Source organism: Vibrio sp. ECSMB14106 (assembly GCF_000972265.1).
Taxonomy (GTDB): Bacteria; Pseudomonadota; Gammaproteobacteria; order Enterobacterales; family Vibrionaceae; genus Vibrio; species Vibrio kanaloae.
Genome location: NZ_LAUM01000010.1, coordinates 1 through 19496 on the forward strand (window position 1 = coordinate 1; position 19496 = coordinate 19496).

19 protein-coding genes are annotated in these 19496 nt (G+C 43.7%); 14 read left to right on the plus strand and 5 right to left on the minus strand.

Annotated elements, in window-relative coordinates; translation table 11 throughout:
* Positions 1-297: 297 nt before the first annotated feature.
* Positions 298-1059 carry a transporter substrate-binding domain-containing protein gene (locus WR49_RS08785; RefSeq protein ID WP_046223748.1) on the minus strand — a complete coding sequence of 254 codons (762 nt, stop codon included), beginning with the start codon at positions 1057-1059 and terminating at the stop codon, positions 298-300.
* Positions 1060-1368: 309 nt separating this feature from the next.
* Here WR49_RS08785 and WR49_RS08790 point away from each other — a divergent pair, with 309 nt between their 5' ends.
* The 7 genes from WR49_RS08790 (at position 1369) to WR49_RS08820 (ending at position 7804) form a co-directional block, all read left to right on the plus strand.
* On the plus strand, positions 1369-2202 hold the full coding sequence (locus WR49_RS08790) for an AraC family transcriptional regulator (RefSeq protein WP_017056975.1): 834 nt from the start codon (positions 1369-1371) through the stop codon (positions 2200-2202).
* Between the two features lie 103 nt (positions 2203-2305).
* Positions 2306-3034, plus strand: a complete 729-nt coding sequence (locus tag WR49_RS08795; protein ID WP_046223749.1) for an AzlC family ABC transporter permease — start codon at positions 2306-2308, stop codon at positions 3032-3034.
* Between the two features lie 2 nt (positions 3035-3036).
* A complete protein-coding gene (locus WR49_RS08800; RefSeq protein ID WP_046223750.1) occupies positions 3037-3366 on the plus strand; it encodes an AzlD domain-containing protein in 330 nt (109 codons plus the stop codon).
* 81 nt (positions 3367-3447) lie between these two features.
* The gene (locus tag WR49_RS08805; protein ID WP_046223751.1) at positions 3448-4239 is read left to right on the plus strand and encodes a ribonuclease H family protein; all 792 of its coding nucleotides are present in this window, start codon (positions 3448-3450) and stop codon (positions 4237-4239) included.
* A gap of 410 nt (positions 4240-4649) precedes the next feature.
* Positions 4650-5576 (plus strand): glycosyltransferase family 2 protein, encoded by a 927-nt coding sequence (locus WR49_RS08810; protein ID WP_046223752.1) that lies wholly within the window; start codon positions 4650-4652, stop codon positions 5574-5576.
* Positions 5577-5592: 16 nt separating this feature from the next.
* On the plus strand, positions 5593-7029 hold the full coding sequence (locus WR49_RS08815) for a lipopolysaccharide biosynthesis protein (RefSeq protein ID WP_046223753.1): 1437 nt from the start codon (positions 5593-5595) through the stop codon (positions 7027-7029).
* A 340-nt stretch (positions 7030-7369) separates the two neighbouring features.
* Positions 7370-7804 (plus strand): GNAT family N-acetyltransferase, encoded by a 435-nt coding sequence (locus WR49_RS08820; protein ID WP_046223754.1) that lies wholly within the window; start codon positions 7370-7372, stop codon positions 7802-7804.
* Positions 7805-7935: 131 nt separating this feature from the next.
* On the opposite strand, the gene WR49_RS08825 is transcribed toward WR49_RS08820, so the two are convergent.
* From WR49_RS08825 to WR49_RS08835, 3 genes are all read right to left on the minus strand, one after another.
* The gene (locus WR49_RS08825; RefSeq protein ID WP_046223755.1) at positions 7936-8481 is read right to left on the minus strand and encodes a glutathione peroxidase; all 546 of its coding nucleotides are present in this window, start codon (positions 8479-8481) and stop codon (positions 7936-7938) included.
* Positions 8482-8586: 105 nt separating this feature from the next.
* Positions 8587-9906, minus strand: a complete 1320-nt coding sequence (locus WR49_RS08830; RefSeq protein WP_046223756.1) for an ABC1 kinase family protein — start codon at positions 9904-9906, stop codon at positions 8587-8589.
* Positions 9907-10291: 385 nt separating this feature from the next.
* Positions 10292-10678 (minus strand): thiol-disulfide oxidoreductase DCC family protein, encoded by a 387-nt coding sequence (locus WR49_RS08835; protein ID WP_029627066.1) that lies wholly within the window; start codon positions 10676-10678, stop codon positions 10292-10294.
* A gap of 387 nt (positions 10679-11065) precedes the next feature.
* Between WR49_RS08835 and WR49_RS08840 the strand changes: the two genes are divergently transcribed.
* Positions 11066-12856 carry a hypothetical protein gene (locus WR49_RS08840; protein ID WP_046223757.1) on the plus strand — a complete coding sequence of 597 codons (1791 nt, stop codon included), beginning with the start codon at positions 11066-11068 and terminating at the stop codon, positions 12854-12856.
* A gap of 94 nt (positions 12857-12950) precedes the next feature.
* Here the strand turns inward: WR49_RS08840 and WR49_RS08845 are convergent, their stop codons facing one another.
* A complete protein-coding gene (locus WR49_RS08845; RefSeq protein ID WP_046223758.1) occupies positions 12951-14294 on the minus strand; it encodes a sigma-54 interaction domain-containing protein in 1344 nt (447 codons plus the stop codon).
* Positions 14295-14582: 288 nt separating this feature from the next.
* Between WR49_RS08845 and WR49_RS08850 the strand changes: the two genes are divergently transcribed.
* The 6 genes from WR49_RS08850 (at position 14583) to WR49_RS08875 (ending at position 19475) form a co-directional block, all read left to right on the plus strand.
* Positions 14583-15140, plus strand: coding sequence for a DUF1439 domain-containing protein (locus WR49_RS08850; RefSeq protein ID WP_046223854.1), 558 nt, complete (start codon positions 14583-14585; stop codon positions 15138-15140).
* A gap of 226 nt (positions 15141-15366) precedes the next feature.
* Complete coding sequence (locus WR49_RS08855; protein ID WP_046223759.1) at positions 15367-16929, plus strand: glutamate synthase-related protein; 1563 nt, start codon at positions 15367-15369, stop codon at positions 16927-16929.
* Positions 16930-17254: 325 nt separating this feature from the next.
* The gene (locus WR49_RS08860; protein ID WP_017056990.1) at positions 17255-17776 is read left to right on the plus strand and encodes an NADPH-dependent FMN reductase; all 522 of its coding nucleotides are present in this window, start codon (positions 17255-17257) and stop codon (positions 17774-17776) included.
* Positions 17777-17940: 164 nt separating this feature from the next.
* Positions 17941-18381: a redox-sensitive transcriptional activator SoxR gene (gene soxR, locus WR49_RS08865; RefSeq protein ID WP_017056991.1), complete on the plus strand. Its 441-nt coding sequence runs from the start codon at positions 17941-17943 to the stop codon at positions 18379-18381.
* 142 nt (positions 18382-18523) lie between these two features.
* Positions 18524-18904 carry a VOC family protein gene (locus tag WR49_RS08870; protein ID WP_046223760.1) on the plus strand — a complete coding sequence of 127 codons (381 nt, stop codon included), beginning with the start codon at positions 18524-18526 and terminating at the stop codon, positions 18902-18904.
* A gap of 154 nt (positions 18905-19058) precedes the next feature.
* Entirely contained in the window at positions 19059-19475 is a 417-nt protein-coding gene (locus WR49_RS08875; RefSeq protein WP_046223761.1) for a globin, read from the plus strand.
* The last annotated feature ends 21 nt before the right edge of the window (positions 19476-19496 follow it).

Below are 19496 nucleotides of genomic sequence, written 5' to 3' on the forward strand. Positions count from 1 at the left end.
TGACAGAATCGGTTGGTACTTATCCCGTCAAGATCCCTCAGTAATGACACACATACTCACTATGCCTCTCGAAGGGCTCATTCGGGGGTGGTAATTTTACAACGTTGGATTTGGGGTATTGTTAAAATTTGTAGACTTTTGATGCAATGTTATGCGAACTTATGTTGTAAGCATCACTTTAAAAAAGCCGCTCTTAACGAGCGGCTTTTTGCTATCTTTAGCTTCTACAACAGCATCTATTCAAAGTTAATCAAGAAGTGTAAACAACCATTTTTGCATCATTTGAATGTCATCCTGCTAATCGTAAATACTGTATGTAAAATATTTACTCGCGATTTTTTGATGTTGACCATTGTCGATAAGCTTTTGTATGCCACTATCAATAAGATCTTTTAGTTCGTTATCTTGCTTTCTGACTGCTACACCAATACCACGACCAAACCATTTCTCTTCTGTGAATTTAGGGCCTGTAAAGTGGTAGTCCTTGCCTTGTTCTGTTTCAAGGAAACCAGCATTTAGTCCTATTGAACCACCAAACACAGTATCGAGACGACCATTCAACAAGTCTGTAAATGCTTCATCGAAGGTACCGTAGCGGCGAATATCTATATCCGGGTATATTTCAGAAAGGTACTTATCTCCGATTGTTGCACGCTGAACTCCGATAGTTAGGTCATTCAAGCTGTCGTCACTCATATTGATCTCTCGCTCTTTCTTCATCACGAAACGAGTTGGGACTTTGGCGTATGGAATGGTGAAGTTAACTTTTTTTTCACGCTCTTCGGTAATCGTCATGGCTGCAATTATCGCATCGTTCTTACGACTCAATAGTGAAGGGATAATACCGTCCCAATCTGTTTTGGAGATGATGCACTTTACCCTTAATTCGATACAAAGCGCGTTGGCTAAATCGACCTCAAATCCCTCTAGTTTTCCGTCCTGTGTTGTCCAACTGAACGGTGGGTAGGCTCCCTCAACAGTAAAGCGAATTTGCTGCCAATCTTTGGCGTATGTGAGTGCAGAGAACACACTGACGAATGCAACGAATATCCATTTCATTTTTATTTCCTTATAGTAATAATAGCTATAGATAGTTAACTACTTGTTAATATTTATCAATGCGGATGCACATCGATGTGAACTAAGACATAAATGTATAAACGATGGGTCTGATTGACTCTCTGATTTTCCAATTTTTCACCAACCACTTATATCAAGTTCTCTCCCAATCAGAAATCGTTATCGAGCACTCAAAGCCCACTATAAAAATTGTGTTAATGATCAAATGCGCAATTTTGTACAAAAGCTGAAAGAGCCTATAGAGTAGACTGATAAGTCGCTCGATAATTAACAGGCTTGGGAATTGTTATGGAGAACAAGAAACGTTCTAAAGAAAAGGCCGAATATAAGATCACAGAAGAACTCGGTGGCCTTGAAATCCTGAATGCTGAATATGAAAAGCAGAACTTCTCACGCCATAGCCACGAGGGGTACACGCTTGGTGTTATTGAGCAGGGCGCTCAACGTTTCTATCGAACGGGTGGTCATCATATCGCCCCTCGAGATGCCATTATTCTAGTGAACGCCGATGAAGTGCATAGCGGTCACTCTGCTACTGAAGGTGGTTGGGCGTATCGCGCAATGTATCCACTTCCTGAGCAACTCGCCAAAATCACTCAAGAGCTTAACCTACCGAATTACGGCGCGCCTTATTTCCCAAGAGCGGTGGTTGAAGACCCTGAACTCGCTAATCAATTAAGGCTAGTGTTCAATGCGATTGATGAATCGGATAATCGTTTGTTACGTGAAACATTGATGTACGGGATGTTGGTTAAGTTGATTAGTCGACATGGGAAATCTAGCCTTAAGCCTCAATTGGATGGAAAAACTCAGCGTCAGCTTGTTCTGGTTAAAGAGTTTTTAGATGATTTTCCTCAAGCCGATGTCTCCTTAGAAGAACTCTCTAAACTGGCAGCTTTAAGCCCGTTTCATTTAGTGCGCTCTTTCCAAAAAGAGTTTGGTCTACCGCCACATGCGTATCAGATTCAGTCTCGGTTGAGGCTATCTCGGAAGTTGTTGAAGCAAGGACATTCGATTTCAGATACCGCTCAAGAATGTGGTTTTCACGATCAAAGCCACTTTCATCGACACTTTAAAAAAGCCAATGGCTACACGCCGGGGCAATACATCAAAATGCTCTAAATCGACTCGTTAATTCGGTTGTTAAATTGAGCAAGTTTATGCAATCGAATCCATTCAGGTGTTTTTACATTGAATAGCCAATGTGAAGAGAGAAAAGAATAATATGGATAGTCAAAAAATGGATAGGCGCACTCAATTATGGAAGGGCGTTTTAGCCGGAATGCCTCTAAGTATCGCAGTGATCCCATGGGGAGTTCTTGCGGGATCATACGCAATAGATGCTGGACTGAATCAACTACAAGCACAAGCGATGTCGGCGATTTTGTTCGCAGGCTCGGCGCAATTGGTCGCTGCGGGTATGTTTAAAGCGGGCATTGGCCTTGGCACTATGCTGCTGACCACTTTGTTTATCACCTCAAGGCACTTTTTATACAGTGTATCGATGCGCGACAAAATCAGTCATCTTCCGGCTCGTTGGCGTTTGCTACTCGGCTTTTGGCTCACCGACGAACTGTTTGCGATATGCAGTGGACAGTCTCAACAAGAGTTTAATCGTTGGTACGCTGCGGGTGTCGGTGGTGGTTTTTACCTTATTTGGAATATCGCAAGCTTCGTTGGCATAGTCGCAGGAAGCCAAATCCCGTCGCTCAATGAAATTGGTCTCGACTTTGCGGTAGCCGCGACTTTTATTGCGTTGGTTTTTCCATTAATCAGAACATTGCCTGTTGTCGTGTGTGTGGTGGTTTCATTGGTTACTTCGGTTGCTATGGCGGTGAATAACGTTGAAGGCGGTCTAATGATTGCAGCGATTGCTGGCATGCTAGCTGGCTTTTCCAGTGAGTCGTTTCAAGAGCGAAACAATGGCAATAAGCCAATTGTGGAGGGTAAATAGAGATGATTTGGTTAACGATATTACTCATGACGGCGATTGTGTTCTTTAGTCGGTATCTGTTTCTTGAGCCTGCAATCCCACTTCGTTTAAACCAAACAGCGAGACGCTTTCTACGTTACTCCAGCCCCGCGGTGCTGACTGCGATTTGGGGGCCGATTGTGTTTGCACCGGAGCAGACATTTTGGCCAAGCCTTGAGAATCCTTATTTGATAGGCGCTCTTGTGACTGGCGTGTTGATATGGAAAACAGGCAATGTGCTACTAACGATCGGCGTCAGCATGGCGGTGTTTTTGTTCTACAATCTCGTCGCAGTTGATTTCCTTTTTAACTGATTGACCTTGCAACGTATGGCGTGGTGACTTCTAATGTCTCTATTCACTATTTGTGTATTTAGGTTTTGGTAAGGAGTTAATTTGGCTAAGAAATATTATGTGGTTTGGAAAGGTCGCACACCGGGTATTTTTACCACTTGGAACGAGTGTAAAACTCAGGTCGATGGTTTTGCAGGCGCGAGATATAAATCGTTTCCAACATTAGGCGAAGCAGAGTCTGCTTTCGGCGATAAAGCATCTTCTGCGTCTAGTTCTACTTCAACATCTGGATCTTCATCGACCAAGCCAAGTGCTGCGGGTAAGCCTAAAAAAGCGAAAGTCCCACCTCTTTCTCAGCAGCAAATTACGGATATGCCTTTTGATATCAAGATCTTTACCGATGGGGCTTGTGAGCCAAACCCTGGTGAAGCGGGTACAGGCTTAGCGGTCTACTTGAAGAATGAGCTAACCGAGTTGTGGTATGGCTTGTATCAACCTATGGGTACTAATAATACCGCAGAGCTTCAAGGTTTGAAGCAAGCACTCATCCTTGCAAAAGAAAAGCTGCAAGCGGGTTTGTCGATTGCGATTTATTGCGACTCGAAATACTCGATAGACTGCATTACTAAGTGGGCATCAGGTTGGGAGAAAAAGGGTTGGACGAAGTCGGGCGGTGAGATCAAAAACCTTGATATCATCAAGCCTGCGTATGCACTTTACCAAGAGTTAGCATCTCAAATTACTATTTATCATGTTAACGGTCACGTTGGTATTGAAGGCAATGAACTTGCCGACCGCATGTCTATTGTGGCGATTTCTTCTAAAGAGAAAAACTTGAGTAGATATTCAGAGACTGACGATCTAACCGGAATCTTAGCTCTGCGAGCTGGTTAAGAAGGATCGAGAACTAAAACATAACTAACCAAGCGTTACAGTTTTCTTCAATGTAACGCTTGGTTTTTTTGTCCCTATCTATTTATTAAGACTATTTACCAATCTAATAAGCTGGGCTCTCTATTCAGTGAGATAGCGGTTGTGCTTGCTTAAATGAGTTGAAGCTCTGCTCGATTCTTGTTCTTGCCTTCATCCTCATTTCTGTTTCTGAGGTCTATCACCCGGATACTCGTCATCTTTTCAAAATGGTAATCAATTTGACATTGTGAGTTTATTTACTGATTTTCCTTCTTCGTCATTTTGCGAATCGGTATTTAGGTGGCTGATATTATTGTGATTTATTTACTGGAGTTGTACGGCACAGAACATGCAGAGTCAGTAGTATAACGTGTAAATATGAGAGCGCTATCATGGCTAAAGTAAGTGTTGTTATTCCTACCTATAATTGTTTGGATTACCTGCCGAAGGCAATTGGCAGCGTACTGAAGCAGACACATCAAGATGTGGAGTTGATCATTATTGACGACAACAGCAACGATGAAACGTCTACTTATCTCGCGTCAATCCATAATGAACGCATTATTACCTTATCCACTTTGGGTGTTGGCGCGCCTCAAGCGAGAAACCTAGGGATTGAAAAGGCGACCGGTAAATACATCGCTTTTTTAGATGCGGATGACTTCTGGTTTCCTGAAAAACTCGAACGCCAACTCGAATTACATCATCGTTACCCAGATCTTGCGATGAGCTTTACTAACTACGAACACCTGACTGAAGATTACCAAGTGATAGTCGACTGCTTTAGTTATTGGTCGCAGTTTCAAGACCAAGACGAGCTGTTCATCAATATCGAGAACCCGTTGGAGTTCATCATTGAAAACAACGTGATTGGAACATCGACGGTCATGGTAAAAGCGGATGTGTTTTCTCAAACAGACAGTTTCAATGCTGACATTAAGTATGGGGAAGATTGGGATCTGTGGCTTCGAATGAGTGAAAATCATCAGGTTGGTGTGTTGAATTCAGTGCAGGTTGGCTACTTGATGAGAGCGAGTTCCGTCACTCAAACTGAAAGTCTTAAGCTGAGAAACCTGCAGTCTATAGAATCTATTCTTCAGCATTACCAAAATGATAGTGAGCGTTGGAATCTACCCACTTCTAGCTTTAAAATCGCAAAGGCGAGAATACTGGAAGGTTACGCTGACTATTATCGAGGATTACAACAAAACCGATTGGCCATCTCATACAGTATTCGTTCGATAGTTTTGGCTCCGCAAAAACGAACGTTACGACATCTTCTAGGAGACTGTAAGAGTTTCCTAATGCCTGCATGGTAAGGAATAGGTGTCTGCTATGGGGTCACTAAGACAGTCTACCTATTACGCCATTGGCATTGTGATGATGAAAGGGATATCGCTCATGATGATCCCCTATATCACCCATAAGATGACGTTGGCTGAATACGGTTCTTTAGAAGCTATTGTCTTACTGGCTGACATCGGGACGATCTTATTTAGTTTTGGCATTGTTGAGGCCATGTATCGATATGTTGGTGTCGCAGAGGGCGAAGAAAAGAGGAAATTGGTCTCAAACTGTTTCACGTTGAGTGTCTTTGTGTGTGTGCTTGGTGGGAGCTTAATTGCTTTGAGCATGCCGCTGTTGTTACTGATGCTTCCCGTCGAGTTCCAGCCGTACCAAATCCTACTCCTGCTTATCCCTACCATGCTCGATGGTGCGATTTCTATCCCGCTGACTTTAATGCGAATGAACGCGATGGCGAAACGTTTTTGCATGCTCAATGTATTAAAGGCAAGTGTGCAAGCCACCATGACTTTTGCATTGCTTGAGTCCGGGTATGGGATTGATGGTGTGTTGATCTCTGCTGCCGTATCTAGCGTGTTGTTGATGGTTTGCTTAGTACGTTATCAATGGCAAGAAATGGGCACATTTGGCAGCCTCAAGTACTCATCTAAGATTCTAAAATTTGGATTGCCTACGTTAGTTGGTGGTGCTTCGATGTATATGATCACAGGGCTAGACCGCTGGGTCATGGCGAGCTTTGTTGGCGTTGAAGAGTTAGCAATCTATGCGGTCAGTGGCAAGTTTGCGTTGCTTCTTGGTTTGCTACTGCAGCCTTACGCCCTGTGGTGGTTTCCAAATCGGGTGGCCATGCTGCAACAACCTGACGGCAAGAAAGAGTGTGCGGACAGAGCGCTGGTCGGCGTGAATCTGGCCATTGTGTTGGGGTGTTTGATGATTCTAACCGTGCCGGGTTTTATATCTCTAATTTTACCAAGCAGTTACCACTATGCGGGGACCATTGTTGTCGCGCTGCTTACCATTAGCGTTATCAAAAATGCAGGTGACTACTTGAATCTAGGTTGTTTTAGCGGTGACTCAAGTCAATCTCAGATGTGGATTCAAGGTGGATGTGCGATCTTGGCGGCCACTGGCTATTTTACAGTGACGCCCATTCATGGAGTGTGGGGGGTTGTCGCCGTTCTTTGTGCAACTTATTCCGTGCGACTCATGCTTCTGTATTTTGTCAGTCAAATGATGGAACCATTACCTTATGAACATAGCAAGTGTGTCGTCGCAGTCAGTATTGCATTAGTGGCGATAGTGAGCGATCAACTTCTGGGATTGGTGTTGGTTTATGTCCATGATTTTATTCTTGGAACTGTTGTTGGTCTAATCACGCTGGTGGCCTTTATCAAATACTCGGTCATCGTTATTCCTCAAACTTTGCTTGATAAATTGACGCTCGGCAAGTGTTCGCATGTCAGCTAAAAGCATGTCACTCGGGCTATTCAGTGTTTCGTTAAGCGAGTAAAAGTCTAAACAGCCACAATAAAACACCGTGTATAACCTTTTGGATTAGAACGTATTTATAGGTTAGCTATGGAAAGAGGTATGAATAAGTGAATGTTAATCCTTTCTCATTTTCGTGAAGTTCTAGTAAAGCAATTAATAGTCGTGAAAAGCTGGATCCTAATATAAGTCACGAATATATTAGTCGCGCGTAACAACCCTGAGGCTTCAAAGTACAGCCATTGATTAGGAGTGAAACTACTAACTTGGTTGGCTTTAGTTGAAGGGTGGTTGTAGTCAAATCGATTAAGGTCTATCTATGAATATTACTTGTGCGGAAAAACAAGAATTGGCTGATATTTACCAGCTTGAACATGCTTTGTTTGGCGATCATGCTTATCCATTGGTTTTCTTTCGTCAGGCATTTGATTGCTGGGGAAAGGGCTTGTTGGTAGCGAAACAGGAGTTACAGGTTGCGGGTTATGTATTAATGACACCAACGAACAAATCACAAGAGTACTGGATTCTGTCATTGGCCGTTGAGAGTCACTATCGAGGAATGGGAGTAGGTCGTTCATTGATGGAGCAGGCGATAGCTGGAGCGGACCAAGGCTCCAAGGTAATGCTCACCGTGGATCCTAATAACGAATCGGCCTGTGCACTCTATGCATCGATGGGATTCTCTACTATTAAACAAGAAGAAAACTACTTTGGTGATGATGAGCCAAGGTTGGTGATGCAGCTCATCATCTAGATTAAAGGCTCACAGATCTAGGTCAACATCACGATACTGTGCATTAACACGACGCTAGAGAAGAGCTGCGATCCCATGTCAACGCAGCTATCGGGCCCTTGGCCTTTGAATTGTCGCCATGTAGTCGGCCTTCATAGCTGCTGCTCTATTGCATTTTTGAGGGTACTACTGGTTGGCGATGTAGAACTCGGGAAGGTTGCTATCACTTTGCCTTCTTTGCTGACCAAGAACTTATAGAAATTCCATTTCGGTTTGATACCAGCTTGTTGCTGGATTTCGGCAAAGACTGGATTTTCGTCAGGCCCAGAGAGTGAAGCGCGCGCCATCATCGGAAAGGTGACGCCATAATCTAGGTAGCAGATTTTAGCGGATTTCTCTTCGCTTCCTCTATCTTGGCGAAAATCATTACTTGGAAAGCCGATAACCGTGAAGCCTTGGTCTTTATAGGTTTGATGGAGCTGCTCGAGTTGTTCGAACTGTGGTGTGAATCCACATTGGCTCGCGGTATTAACCACCAAAAGAGTCTTGCCTTGAAACTCATCACACAGGGCTATTTCCTCGGTTGAGTTCAACAAGCGTTGTTTGCCTTTGAGTATCTCAGGGCAGCTTGCTGAAAAAGCGAATGAACTTGTTAGACTCGCGATTAGGGCGGTGGAGCACAGCAGTGAATGTTTCATAAGTCTGACTCAATTTTAGTTGGCGTAACTGTTATTACTGTTCAACGACTTAAAATGATCACTTTAAAAACCAGAATCGCTTCAGTATCAACTGTCGCTTAAGTATCAATTGTCGCTTAGTAAATAGGGCGCCACCAAGCGCTTGATATTGACCTTGGCTCCAAGGCGAGATGCCAGCAGGTACATGCCTCCAATCTTTCGGTGGAGGAATAGGGCATCGGCGGGTGGGGTATGCCAATACTCTTGCTCCATGCTGAGAATGGTTCCTGCTTCACGAAGCCTTTGGGCTAAACCACTGGCTTTGAAATCGTACTCCTCGTCAACCAACATCGGCTCACAGGCCATTTTTACGAGGTTTAGAATCGCTTGGCGTTGATCGGGAAGAATCGTCTCGCTAAAAAATCCAATCTGTTCGAGTGCTTGATTGAGCCCTGATTCGTCTTGATTAATCACAGAGGTAAAAGCCAAACGATAGCCATCACTGAAGCGGTCGCTATATTCACGTGTTGCTCCAAAATCTAAAAGCCCAATCTGTCGGGTGTTTTCAACGTAGAGATAGTTGGCGAAATTGGGATCGGTTTGCACCATCTTGAAGTCGAATAACTCTCTGAACAGAAGCTCGAGCAAGCTGTGCATCACAAAATCACGGGTGCTTTGGTCGTAACCTTCTATTTGCTCTATCGAGACGCCTTCAATGAAGTCCATCGCGAGCACTGATTCTGAAGAGATTTGCGGATGAATCTTAGGCACAACGAAGTGAGAGTGCTCTTTTAATGCATTGTGATAACGAGTCGCATAGTCAGCCTCGCGAGCATAGTCGGCTTCATCATGTAGTTGTTTTTTTGCCTCTTCTAACAAGCCTTTGTAATCGACTGACTTTGGTATCAACCCCACAATATTGAGCAATGTACCAACGTTGTCCACATCACTGTCGATGCTTTTTCGAATGCCAGGGTATTGGACTTTGACGGCGAGTTTGTCTCCCGCATCGCTATAGGCTTGGTGAACCTGGCCTATAGATGCGCTGGCAATAGGTTTAAAGTTGAAGGAAAGGAATTCGGCTTTCCAATGGTTCCCGAGCGAGCTCTCTAACACTTGATTGAGCTGTTTGGTTGGCAGAGGGTCGGCATCGGAGCGCAGACGAGAAAGAATGTCGGCTAATTCGGGTTCTAAGATATCTCCTGTATCCATTGATAGCATCTGCCCAAGTTTCATTGCTGCACCGCGCAGGTATGCGAGTTGATCGGTTAGACGAGCAATGTTTTGTGGCGTTAGCAGTAAGTCTTTTGCTTTGGGCCTGTTGCCTTGTGCTATTTGCTTGGTGCCTTCCGTTAGCACATTACCCGCGACCCTTGTTGCCAGCGAGGCAAACTTACTGAATCTTGAAATGCGATGGGTAGGTAGATTTCTTTCTTTTGCCGACATAAAGGTTCTCACTTAGTTATCAAGATTGATACCAATCGTAGTAAATAACTGTTCACCCTAGCTTGTTAAAAATCTCGATAACGTCGTTAGATTTTTTGATTGTAGAATAACTACTTATCGAAAAAATCCGCCTTGTTCTCCAGCTTTTTTCCTGCGCTATTTTTGACCACTTACTTACTGTGATTGGTATGACTACAAAGTTCTATAAATCATTACCCAACCGAATGTTTTGTTGTGGTAATTTGTCTCGCGAAACAGTAAACAGAATTTAAAGGACAAAACATGAAGTTTATTTGGTTAAAAGTCGCGGTTACCGTTTTAGTTTTTGCTGCGCTGTTTGGTGTGGTGTATTACAAAGTCGCAAGTGGTATGTCTTAACCAAGTACTATTTTGTGCAGCTGTTACCATCGCAGCGTGACTTTCCAGTTAGCCAGAAAGAGACTTTGTATCGGTTCTTGGCAAACCGAAGATAACACCAGTCGGCCACTGGCTTGAATATCGCCCAACGTAAAGGGGCGTATAGCCAACCTTTTCCTACTAAGCGCCACGCTTGGTAGGTCACGTCTAAACCTAGCAGCAGTTTTCCGTTCTCGTCTAAAGCATGTAAAACGGTATTGGCTGCGTCCGCATCAATCTGAGAGTAGTCTGAAAAGGCTTCGCTGTAGATATCGATAGTTTGAATCTTATTCTCGGTATCATGCTTGGCAAGTGCCGCCATCTCTTTTGCGCACAATGGACATGTCCCATCGTAGAATATCGTAAGTTGTGTCATCGTCTGTTCGCCTATCATTTCACGAGTGAACCTTCAGTTACACCCGTCAATTCAATCGCTTGTTATTCAATAATCTAGCAATGGCTACGTGATTGCACCTTTTAAAGATCACTCACCTTGTATCCAAAGTTCTAAGAATGTCTGACGTAGACACTTTGTTCATCCTTTCAAGTCCTTGATTGTTTGGTCAAATCTCTGGTTTATGGACAAATGATAACAAAGCGTCCAATAAAGGTGTGTCTTCAATATATAAACATCAACCAAATCAATTAGTTGAACTTGGCTTGGAATATGCTCTATCGAACTACGAATTGCTAAAGGATTTTCTCCAATGTGGGCAAGGCAGAAAACCCTAAAAGCATAAGTATGGATAAATGGAGAGAGAACATGAAGGTTATAAATTATTTACTTAGTGTGCTTTTGTTGTTTAGTAGCCCCCAGTTGGCGTGGGCTACTGTTGATGTGATGGAACTTGATGGTAATGCGACCAGTGATAATAGTGGTATTGATTGGGACGATGTCAATGATCCCAACAGCATGGTTGGGATTGCAGAATTTTTCGAAAAAGACCGTAATGGTATCGACCAAATCTTTTGGAAGGGTGGGTCAAAAGATGATTCCGACATAACGGATTGGGCTTTCCGTACGGCGTCACCACAACCAAAAGATGACTTTACCAATGCGTATGCCGCTGCCTTTGAAAGCGAAGGCGATTTGCTGATTTACTTTGGTGCAGACCGATATGCGAACAATGGTGATATGTACATTGGCTTCTGGTTCCTACAAGACCAAGTAGGATTGCCGGATGGGAAAACTAAGGGTGACTTTGTTGGGCAGCATGTCAATGGAGACATCCTTGTGCTGATTTCATTTCCACAAGCGAGTGGTGGTAATCCGTATATAGAAGTGTTGCAGTGGGATTTGAATAATGGCGATGTCACCGACAACATGACGAGAATTTTCCAAACAGACGGTGACCCTAAATCGAATGATTTTGTGGGAGCTAGATGTGGCAGTGGCGCTGTTGGTGTCGATAAGATATGTGCGATTTCCAATGATGACTCTATCGGGGCAATACCGCTACCCAATGTACAAGGTTGGGACTATCTAGCTAAAACGGGTGAAACAACAACGATTCCAACCGAGAGCTTCGTGGAAGGTCGATTAAACTTGTCAGCTCTGTTGAATGATGAGTTTGGTATCAGCGACATTCCTTGTTTCAGTAGCTTCTTAGTGGAGTCACGAGCTTCCCGTTCGATTGATGCATCTTTAGCTGACTTCGTTGTCGGTTCATTCAGTTTATGTAGCATCAGCATAGCGGCGACTTGTAACACAACCAGCTTTACGGTTGATGGCATGTTCAACATCGACTACACCGTGACGGTAACCAATACTGGCCCTGGTTCGTTAGGCACCAATGGTGACTACGAAGTGGCCTTTTTATCTGAGTCACCAATCTTAGGTGCGCTTCCAGTGGTGGGTAACGGTGATGAAGTGTGGAGTGTCGGTGAGTCATTCTCATTCATGGGGAATTACTTGTCTGTAAATAATGGTGCTGTCGGTGTCATAGATGGTTCGGTGGATCTTGATGGGCTTATCGTGAATGCTCAAGCGCCAGTGGCCTACAATTGTCCACCAATAGACTTGAGCCCGATGGTTGACATTTCTAAGGTGTGTAATAGCTTCTTAGAGGTTGATGGCGGTCAAGTTGTGCTTAAGAAAACCTATGATGTTGAAATATGTAATACCGGTGATATCCCATTAGCCATTGAATCGCTGATGGATTCTAAGGATGGTTCTTTGAGCCGTTCTGATTTACCTACCGAAGTAGTCAACAGCAGTTACTACCTCGACTTTGCTTTACCTTGCGATAATCTTGAGGATGTGACCACATGTGGTGCTGGTAATATGTGTAGTGCATTGAGTGCTGACCCCGAGTTGTTTGCTTGTAAAACGGGTGAAGGAGAGTGGATACCGAACTTTGGTGATGCGATTGGTCAAGTGTGTACCCAAGTAAGCAAAACTTATGCGCCAAATGTGTTACCAACTGGAGTAGACGGAATGCTATCTAATCAAGTGACAGCAACGTTTGATTCGCTGTTCTTGCAAGAAGCATTTATGGAAACATCGAACATTGCAACCTGTGATGTTTGTCCAATTACTGTACCTGAGCAATAAGTACTTTCATTAATTGTACTCAATTAAATTCTAAAGCAGCCTAATTCGTTAGGCTGCTTTATTAGTTAGTTAGTTTATTAGTTAGCTAGGCGACTTAAATTACTATCTGATGTTTTTTGATCAGCTTGTATAAGGTTGTTCGGGAAATAGACAATGCTTTAGCGGATTGGGAAATATTGTAGTGGTGTTGCTGAATCACTCGACGAACATTTTTTGAAGAAAGTCGAGTGTCACTATCAGTGTCGGACGACGCGTCTTTTAATTGAATTCCCATATGACGAGTAGAGAGGGCGCTTGAGTTAGAAAGAACAATCGCTCTTTTTATGCAGTTGAATAATTCTCTGATATTGCCCGGCCAATGGTACTGTTTCATTTGCTCAAGAGTGTCACTAGGCAGTTTGGTTTTGGATGCGTAATTGTGCTTCAGTTCAAAGTGAACCAAATCTTCAATGTCTTCTTTGTGCTCATTGAGTGGTACTAGGTCTAATGGAAGTACATTGATGCGATGAAAGAGATCCTTTCGAAATTTACCCGCAGCAACGGCTTGTTCGATATTGACGTTGGTGGCGAAAATTACACGGCAATCTACGGGCAATTGGTTGTTACTGCCTAATCGCTCTATCGAGTTATTTTCTAGAAAGTGGAGCAAGTAGGTTTGCAGTGATAGCTCAAGATCGCCGATCTCATCCAAAAATAGCGTGCCACCGTTCGCTCTTTCCACATGCCCGACGTAGCGTTTGTTTGCTCCCGTGAACGAGCCTTTTTCAAAGCCAAATAGCTCCGAGTGAATCAGTGATTGTGGAATTGCGCCACAATTTACAGCGATGAAAGGTTTCTGGCTACGGGCTGAGGCCTCATGTATTAAACGCGCACATAGGCTTTTTCCGGTTCCGGTCTCCCCTTGAATCAGTACTGGGAAATCGTTGTTAGCGAGCTTGGCTATCTTCTTTCTAAGTTGTTGGGTGGTGCTGGATTGTCCCACTAATTGATACTCATTGCAGGAGACTGGATTAGGTTTAGTTTGCTTGGTGTTTACCATGCCATACGCATGCCCTAAATTTCGACAAAGCCATTCTGTATCAATAGGGAGGTGGTAATAATCCCAAAAGGTTTGCTTGATGAGCGATAAGTTGCGGCTTGGTGGTTGGTTGCAGATAGCGATTGCTTTTAAACTTGGAGAGTGAACCTTTAACGCTGATATTTGCTTACACTGTTTGTCGATTGAGGATGATGTTAGACAAGAAACCACAATTGGTGCGTAGCTTTCGCTGCGTGTATCAAGTAAGTGAATGGCCTGTTCGGTCGTTTCTGCAACTTGAGCTTTCCAGTTATGGAGACGCATCTCTCCTACCCACTGACTATGGTGCAGGCATGCGGTGTTGCATAACAGAATCACAGAACGAGTTACTGGCTCAGGTGATACTCTTTTTGATGGCATTGTGCTCACTCTTCATGTTTCGATATCCATGATGAAACCTCCAGTAAGCCCCCTAAATACCCCATAAGCTTAGGAGCAAAATTCGAATAATTCGAGTACATAAACTTAAGAACGTTGAGCAAGTAAGTGGCAGTACTTCAAGCGAGAAAGCCAATCTGGTGCTTTACTTACTGATATTTATGCTTATTAATTAAAGGTATTCACAAATATCGTGTTTTTACTGTTTTGTTTATTGATGATCACACAGTAAACTCTGGGCTAATCACTAACGATAAAGAGCTGATCTTGATGATAATTAACGTAGCAAAAAAGTTCATTTTGGCAGCTTCTGCGCTGATGCTAGGCGGTTGTGTTAGCTACAGCGTGACTGAACAAGACATGACGAACTACCTGCAAGATTCGGTGATGTTAGAGCAAGAAGTTGGTGTTGAAAGCGTCATGTATGCACAAGTAGCCGTTGATGATCTAGAAGTTAAAATCGGGCGAGCAGAGAGTCAGCGTGTTTCTGTTCTGGCGAATACCAATGCAAAGGTTCAAGTGTTTAATATGCCGAATATGGGGTTGGATCTTGATATCGAATTCAGTGCGACTCCTGAATACAATAAAGAAAGTGGAGAGATTTATTTGAAATCACTGCGTTTAGAGCGCTTTGAAGAAAAAGACAAACAGCTTTCTCCTGAGATCGCCAAACTACTTAAGCCTGCCGTTTCTATGATTGGTTTTGCGTTGTCTCAGTCGCCAGTTTATAAACTCGACAGCAACAAGGTTCAAGAGTCATTGATCAAGTCATCGGAACCTAATCTAGTGATTAAAGACAACAAGCTGGTCATCGAGTTATTCGATTAACCTTTTACGTTTAGCTTAGAATCAGACTTAAAACACAATGGCTGCCGATTTGGTGGCCATTTTTGTTTGTGTTGAACAAACAATGCTTCTGTTTTTAGGCTGTCTATTCAGCTAGTTTTCTCTGGCTCATTTATTGAATTCGCCGCGTATCTCACCTTTACTTTACTCTTATGAGCAAGTCATCGCTTCAGTCATCAAATCATAAGAAAGAAAAGGTGAGCGAACTATGAAGAATCCAGTAGTAGCGGATAACAAACCCGTTAAGGTCGAGCTAACCGAAGGGGAGGAGTATTACTTCTGTACCTGTGGCAAGTCGAAAAACCAACCGTTTTGTGATGGTTCTCATGCAGGAACGGGCTTCAAACCGAAGAGTTTCGTGGCCGAGGAAACCGGTGACTCTTACCTGTGCCGCTGTAAGTATTCGAATAATCTCCCTTTTTGTGATGGCACCCATAAACAGTTTACGGCTGAGCAAGTGGGTCAAGAAGGCCCTGATGTTCATATCCAAGCGGCAACGCCCGATCTCTCACCTGCGGCTTCTGCAACCAAAGAAGAGCCCACGGTCGAATTCATTCATCAATTAGCACGAGATGGCTTATCCAAAGTGGGTCACCATGGGCCAATGACTTCAATGGGCGTCCCAAGATATCTATTACCTCACTGGGATGATATTCAAGTGATGGTTGCACAAATGGCGACCAAACCGTTATTGGAAGATGTGCCCGTTGGTACTGAGCTTATTATTGGGCCAAAAGCGGAAAAGCCGCTTAAATTGAACATCTCCTTGTTTGTTTCTGATATGAGTTTTGGGTCTTTGTCTGAAGAAGCGAAAATCTCTTTAGCGACAGGCGCGGAGCTTGCGGGAACGGGGATCTGCTCGGGGGAGGGCGGAATGTTACCCGAAGAGCAAGCGGCGAACTCACGTTACTTTTATGAATTAGCCAGCGCACAATTTGGTTACGATGAATCTAAGCTCAAAAATGTCCAAGCCTTCCATTTTAAAGGTGGACAGGGGGCTAAAACCGGAACAGGCGGTCACCTACCGGGTGCGAAGAACATTGGCAAGATAGCAGAGGTGCGTGGCATTAAAGCCGGTACCGCCGCGATTTCTCCACCCACCTTTGTTGATCTAAAAACCGTCGAGGATTTCAAAAATTTTGCCGACCGAGTTCGAGAAGTAACGGGCGGTATCCCAATAGGGTTCAAGTTGAGTGCCAATCATATTGAAGAGGATGTTCAGTTTGCACTCGATGCCAGTGCCGATTACATCATCTTGGATGGGCGTGGTGGCGGTACAGGAGCAGCGCCAGAAATGTTCCGTGACCATATTAGCGTGCCAACCATTCCAGCGCTTGCTCGTGCCAGAGCCTATCTAGACAAGCAAGGCGTAAGTGACAGAGTCACCTTAATCATTACTGGTGGTCTTCGTGTTCCGATGGACTTCGTAAAAGCGATGGCGCTTGGCGCTGATGGCGTCGCTATCTCAAACAGTGCCATGCAGTCGATAGGGTGTGTTGCCGCCCGAATGTGTAACACCAATAATTGTCCGGCGGGCATCGCGACTCAAAAATCCGATTTACGCCAACGGTTAAATGTTGAGAAGGCATCGAACCAATTGAAGAACTTCTTCGAAGCCTCGACGGAGTTGATGCAAGTGATGGCGAGAGCGTGCGGACATGATCATTTGAATCAGTTTAATCCTCACGATCTGGCAACATGGAATCGCGAAATGGCCGAGCTATCTGGAGTCGCTTACTCTGGTGTAAGTTCACTAAATCAACTTAAGTAAATAGTATTTCGATAAAGCACACCCAATGTGTTTTGGGTGTGCTTACTTTTGTCTGTGTAATGCCAATCTATAGTTAACCTTTCGTAATTAACTGCTTTATAAGTGTTTTTAGATCATTTCCTATTTTTTGAAAATATCGCTTTACCTCAAGTTAACTTGAGGTTTTATCATCATCCCAAATCTAAAAACACAATCTATCACCTTGTCACCTAGTGCAGGTTTTGATGTTATCAAACAGACGTTACGAATCTTCAGTTATGAACTTTGAGCTCCGTAATTGAAGTCATGAGTGCATAAAGGTGAGAAAAATGAACAAGGATCAACAATGAAAGTATTAGCGATTGGCGCGACCAACAGTAAAACATCGATTAACCAACAATTGGCAGCGTACACCGCAAGCTTAGTTGAGGGCGCGCAAGTAGAGGTGCTCGATCTTAATGATTTCGAGATGCCCATTTACAGCGAAGATAGAGAAAAAGAGTCTGGCGTTCATCAACACGCGCAGCGCTTTTTTAGTAAGATTGGCGAAGCAGATGCCGTGGTCATCTCTTTTGCAGAGTACAACGGTTCATACACCGCAGCCTTTAAGAATGTGTTTGATTGGACATCACGAATCGACATGAAAGTGTATCAAGGCAAGCCTGTTGTTATGCTCTCCACATCACCAGGTCCAGGCGGCGCAAGTTCTGTGTTGTTGTCTGCGGTAAACTCCGCACCTTACTTTGATGCTGATGTGAAGGGTTCGATGTCGGTGCCAAGTTTCTACGACAACTTTAATGTAGAAACGGGAGAGCTCATCAATACCGAAATGGCAGAAAACCTGAAATCGGTCATGAGTCAAATTTAGAAATCGATAACACCTCAATAAGACAAAGCAGCTATGTTCATGACTGCTTTTCGTTGAGCCCGCAGTCAAAGTTTATGGACATTAACTGGTTAAGGTAACAATAGGTCGCTATTCTAAAGTTAAAGTAAGCTTTAAATATTTATGATCTCAAGGGTAGTGTGACAATGAGAAACATCGTATATCTCACCATAGGCCAATTGGCAGAGCGCAGTGGCGTGGCTCCTTCTGCCTTACGTTTTTACGAAACCAAAGGGTTGATTGCTTCGATTCGTACTAACGGAAATCAACGTCGGTATCAGTCGGCGATGTTGAGACGAATCGCACTGATACAAGTTGCTCAATCGATAGGTTTCACGCTTGAAGAGATCACCGATGAGCTATCGACGTTACCGATGAACCATACGGCGACTAAACATGATTGGGAGCTTGTGGCTAAGAAGTGGCAAGGGCAGCTCGATAGTAAAATGGCGCAAATTAAGTCGTTACAAGAGAACTTAACCGGTTGCATCGGTTGCGGCTGTTTGAGTATGCAGAAATGCCAATTACTAAACCCTGAGGACATCCTGCATGATCAAGGGCAGGGCGCTCAGCGTATTGTTGATTAGCTTTTATTTCGTTTGAATATCGAACTAAATTTGAGCGTTTTATCAATAAGTGGGTCAGTGGTGGTAAGGCGTACCTTGTGTAGACAAATAGGGATTAAGGGTCTAGTTTAGGGCATTCTTTCACTATAAGAACAGGTTAGTTATGTTTAGCCATGTTTTTCTTGGTACTGAAAACATTGAACGCGCGAAGTCTTTCTATGACCCAATCATGAAGGCGCTTGGCTACAGCGAAGGTTCTGTCGACCCTAAAGGGCGTTGCATTTACGTGACTCAAACCGGTGTACTGGGTTTAACTAAACCGATTGATGGCCAGCCTGCCACTTATGGCAATGGGATGACGATAGGTTTTCTAGCAACCTCACCAGAAGTCGTCGATGAGTGGCATCGTATTGGTGTAGAAAACGGGGGTACAAGTATTGAAAATGGTCCAGGAGTGAGGGGAACTGATGAGCGCCGCCTTTACTTGGCTTACTTACGAGACCCTGATGGAAACAAGATCTGCGCCACTCACTTTATGCCATAGTTCACCTGATGCCACAGTTCACCTTATGCCACTGTTCACTTTATACCACGGTGGCGTATTATTAGGTTATGTTGATTGTTCAGAGCTTGTGAATTACGGCTCTGAACTTGTCTGTTTCCCTGAAGACTCGCAAATATTGCAAAGGATCTGCTAGATGACATCGAACGAACTGTTTTATGAGAGTTTTGAACGTTGCCGGATCGACCAAGAGTTTCTGGAAACATTTTTGGCCGATTTCTGTGAGCACAACCCTAGGTTTTCAGAACGTTTTGAAAACATAGGGTTAGAGCAACAAACTAAGATGCTCAAAGCCTCGATCATCTTGATTTACAACTCTTCTGGTTTACCGAGTGTAAGAAACTCGGTTAAAAAGCTTGGTAAGCGACATAAAGATTTGGGGATGGATATCTCTGAACAAGAGCTTAACGAATGGTTCAATTCGTTACTTAATACGGTTAAAAAATACGATCCTCTTTATGATGAGAACGTAGAACGAGCTTGGGCAGAAATTCACGAAGCTGGTTTAACTATCATGAAGAAAGAGTGTGTTATTGACGCTTGTGATCAATAACACGATGTTTCAATTTCGTAG

Bases quoted from the DNA above. Each gene is read 5' to 3' on its own strand.
- WR49_RS08785 (WP_046223748.1), bottom strand. From the start codon at position 1,059: ATGAAATGGATATTCGTTGCATTCGTCAGTGTGTTCTCTGCACTCACA.
- WR49_RS08790 (WP_017056975.1), top strand. From the start codon at position 1,369: ATGGAGAACAAGAAACGTTCTAAAGAAAAGGCCGAATATAAGATCACA.
- WR49_RS08795 (WP_046223749.1), top strand. From the start codon at position 2,306: ATGGATAGTCAAAAAATGGATAGGCGCACTCAATTATGGAAGGGCGTT.
- WR49_RS08800 (WP_046223750.1), top strand. From the start codon at position 3,037: ATGATTTGGTTAACGATATTACTCATGACGGCGATTGTGTTCTTTAGT.
- WR49_RS08810 (WP_046223752.1), top strand. From the start codon at position 4,650: ATGGCTAAAGTAAGTGTTGTTATTCCTACCTATAATTGTTTGGATTAC.
- WR49_RS08815 (WP_046223753.1), top strand. From the start codon at position 5,593: ATGGGGTCACTAAGACAGTCTACCTATTACGCCATTGGCATTGTGATG.
- WR49_RS08820 (WP_046223754.1), top strand. From the start codon at position 7,370: ATGAATATTACTTGTGCGGAAAAACAAGAATTGGCTGATATTTACCAG.
- WR49_RS08825 (WP_046223755.1), bottom strand. From the start codon at position 8,481: ATGAAACATTCACTGCTGTGCTCCACCGCCCTAATCGCGAGTCTAACA.
- WR49_RS08830 (WP_046223756.1), bottom strand. From the start codon at position 9,906: ATGTCGGCAAAAGAAAGAAATCTACCTACCCATCGCATTTCAAGATTC.
- WR49_RS08835 (WP_029627066.1), bottom strand. From the start codon at position 10,678: ATGACACAACTTACGATATTCTACGATGGGACATGTCCATTGTGCGCA.
- WR49_RS08840 (WP_046223757.1), top strand. From the start codon at position 11,066: ATGAAGGTTATAAATTATTTACTTAGTGTGCTTTTGTTGTTTAGTAGC.
- WR49_RS08845 (WP_046223758.1), bottom strand. From the start codon at position 14,294: ATGCCATCAAAAAGAGTATCACCTGAGCCAGTAACTCGTTCTGTGATT.
- WR49_RS08850 (WP_046223854.1), top strand. From the start codon at position 14,583: ATGATAATTAACGTAGCAAAAAAGTTCATTTTGGCAGCTTCTGCGCTG.
- WR49_RS08855 (WP_046223759.1), top strand. From the start codon at position 15,367: ATGAAGAATCCAGTAGTAGCGGATAACAAACCCGTTAAGGTCGAGCTA.
- WR49_RS08860 (WP_017056990.1), top strand. From the start codon at position 17,255: ATGAAAGTATTAGCGATTGGCGCGACCAACAGTAAAACATCGATTAAC.
- soxR (WP_017056991.1), top strand. From the start codon at position 17,941: ATGAGAAACATCGTATATCTCACCATAGGCCAATTGGCAGAGCGCAGT.
- WR49_RS08870 (WP_046223760.1), top strand. From the start codon at position 18,524: ATGTTTAGCCATGTTTTTCTTGGTACTGAAAACATTGAACGCGCGAAG.
- WR49_RS08875 (WP_046223761.1), top strand. From the start codon at position 19,059: ATGACATCGAACGAACTGTTTTATGAGAGTTTTGAACGTTGCCGGATC.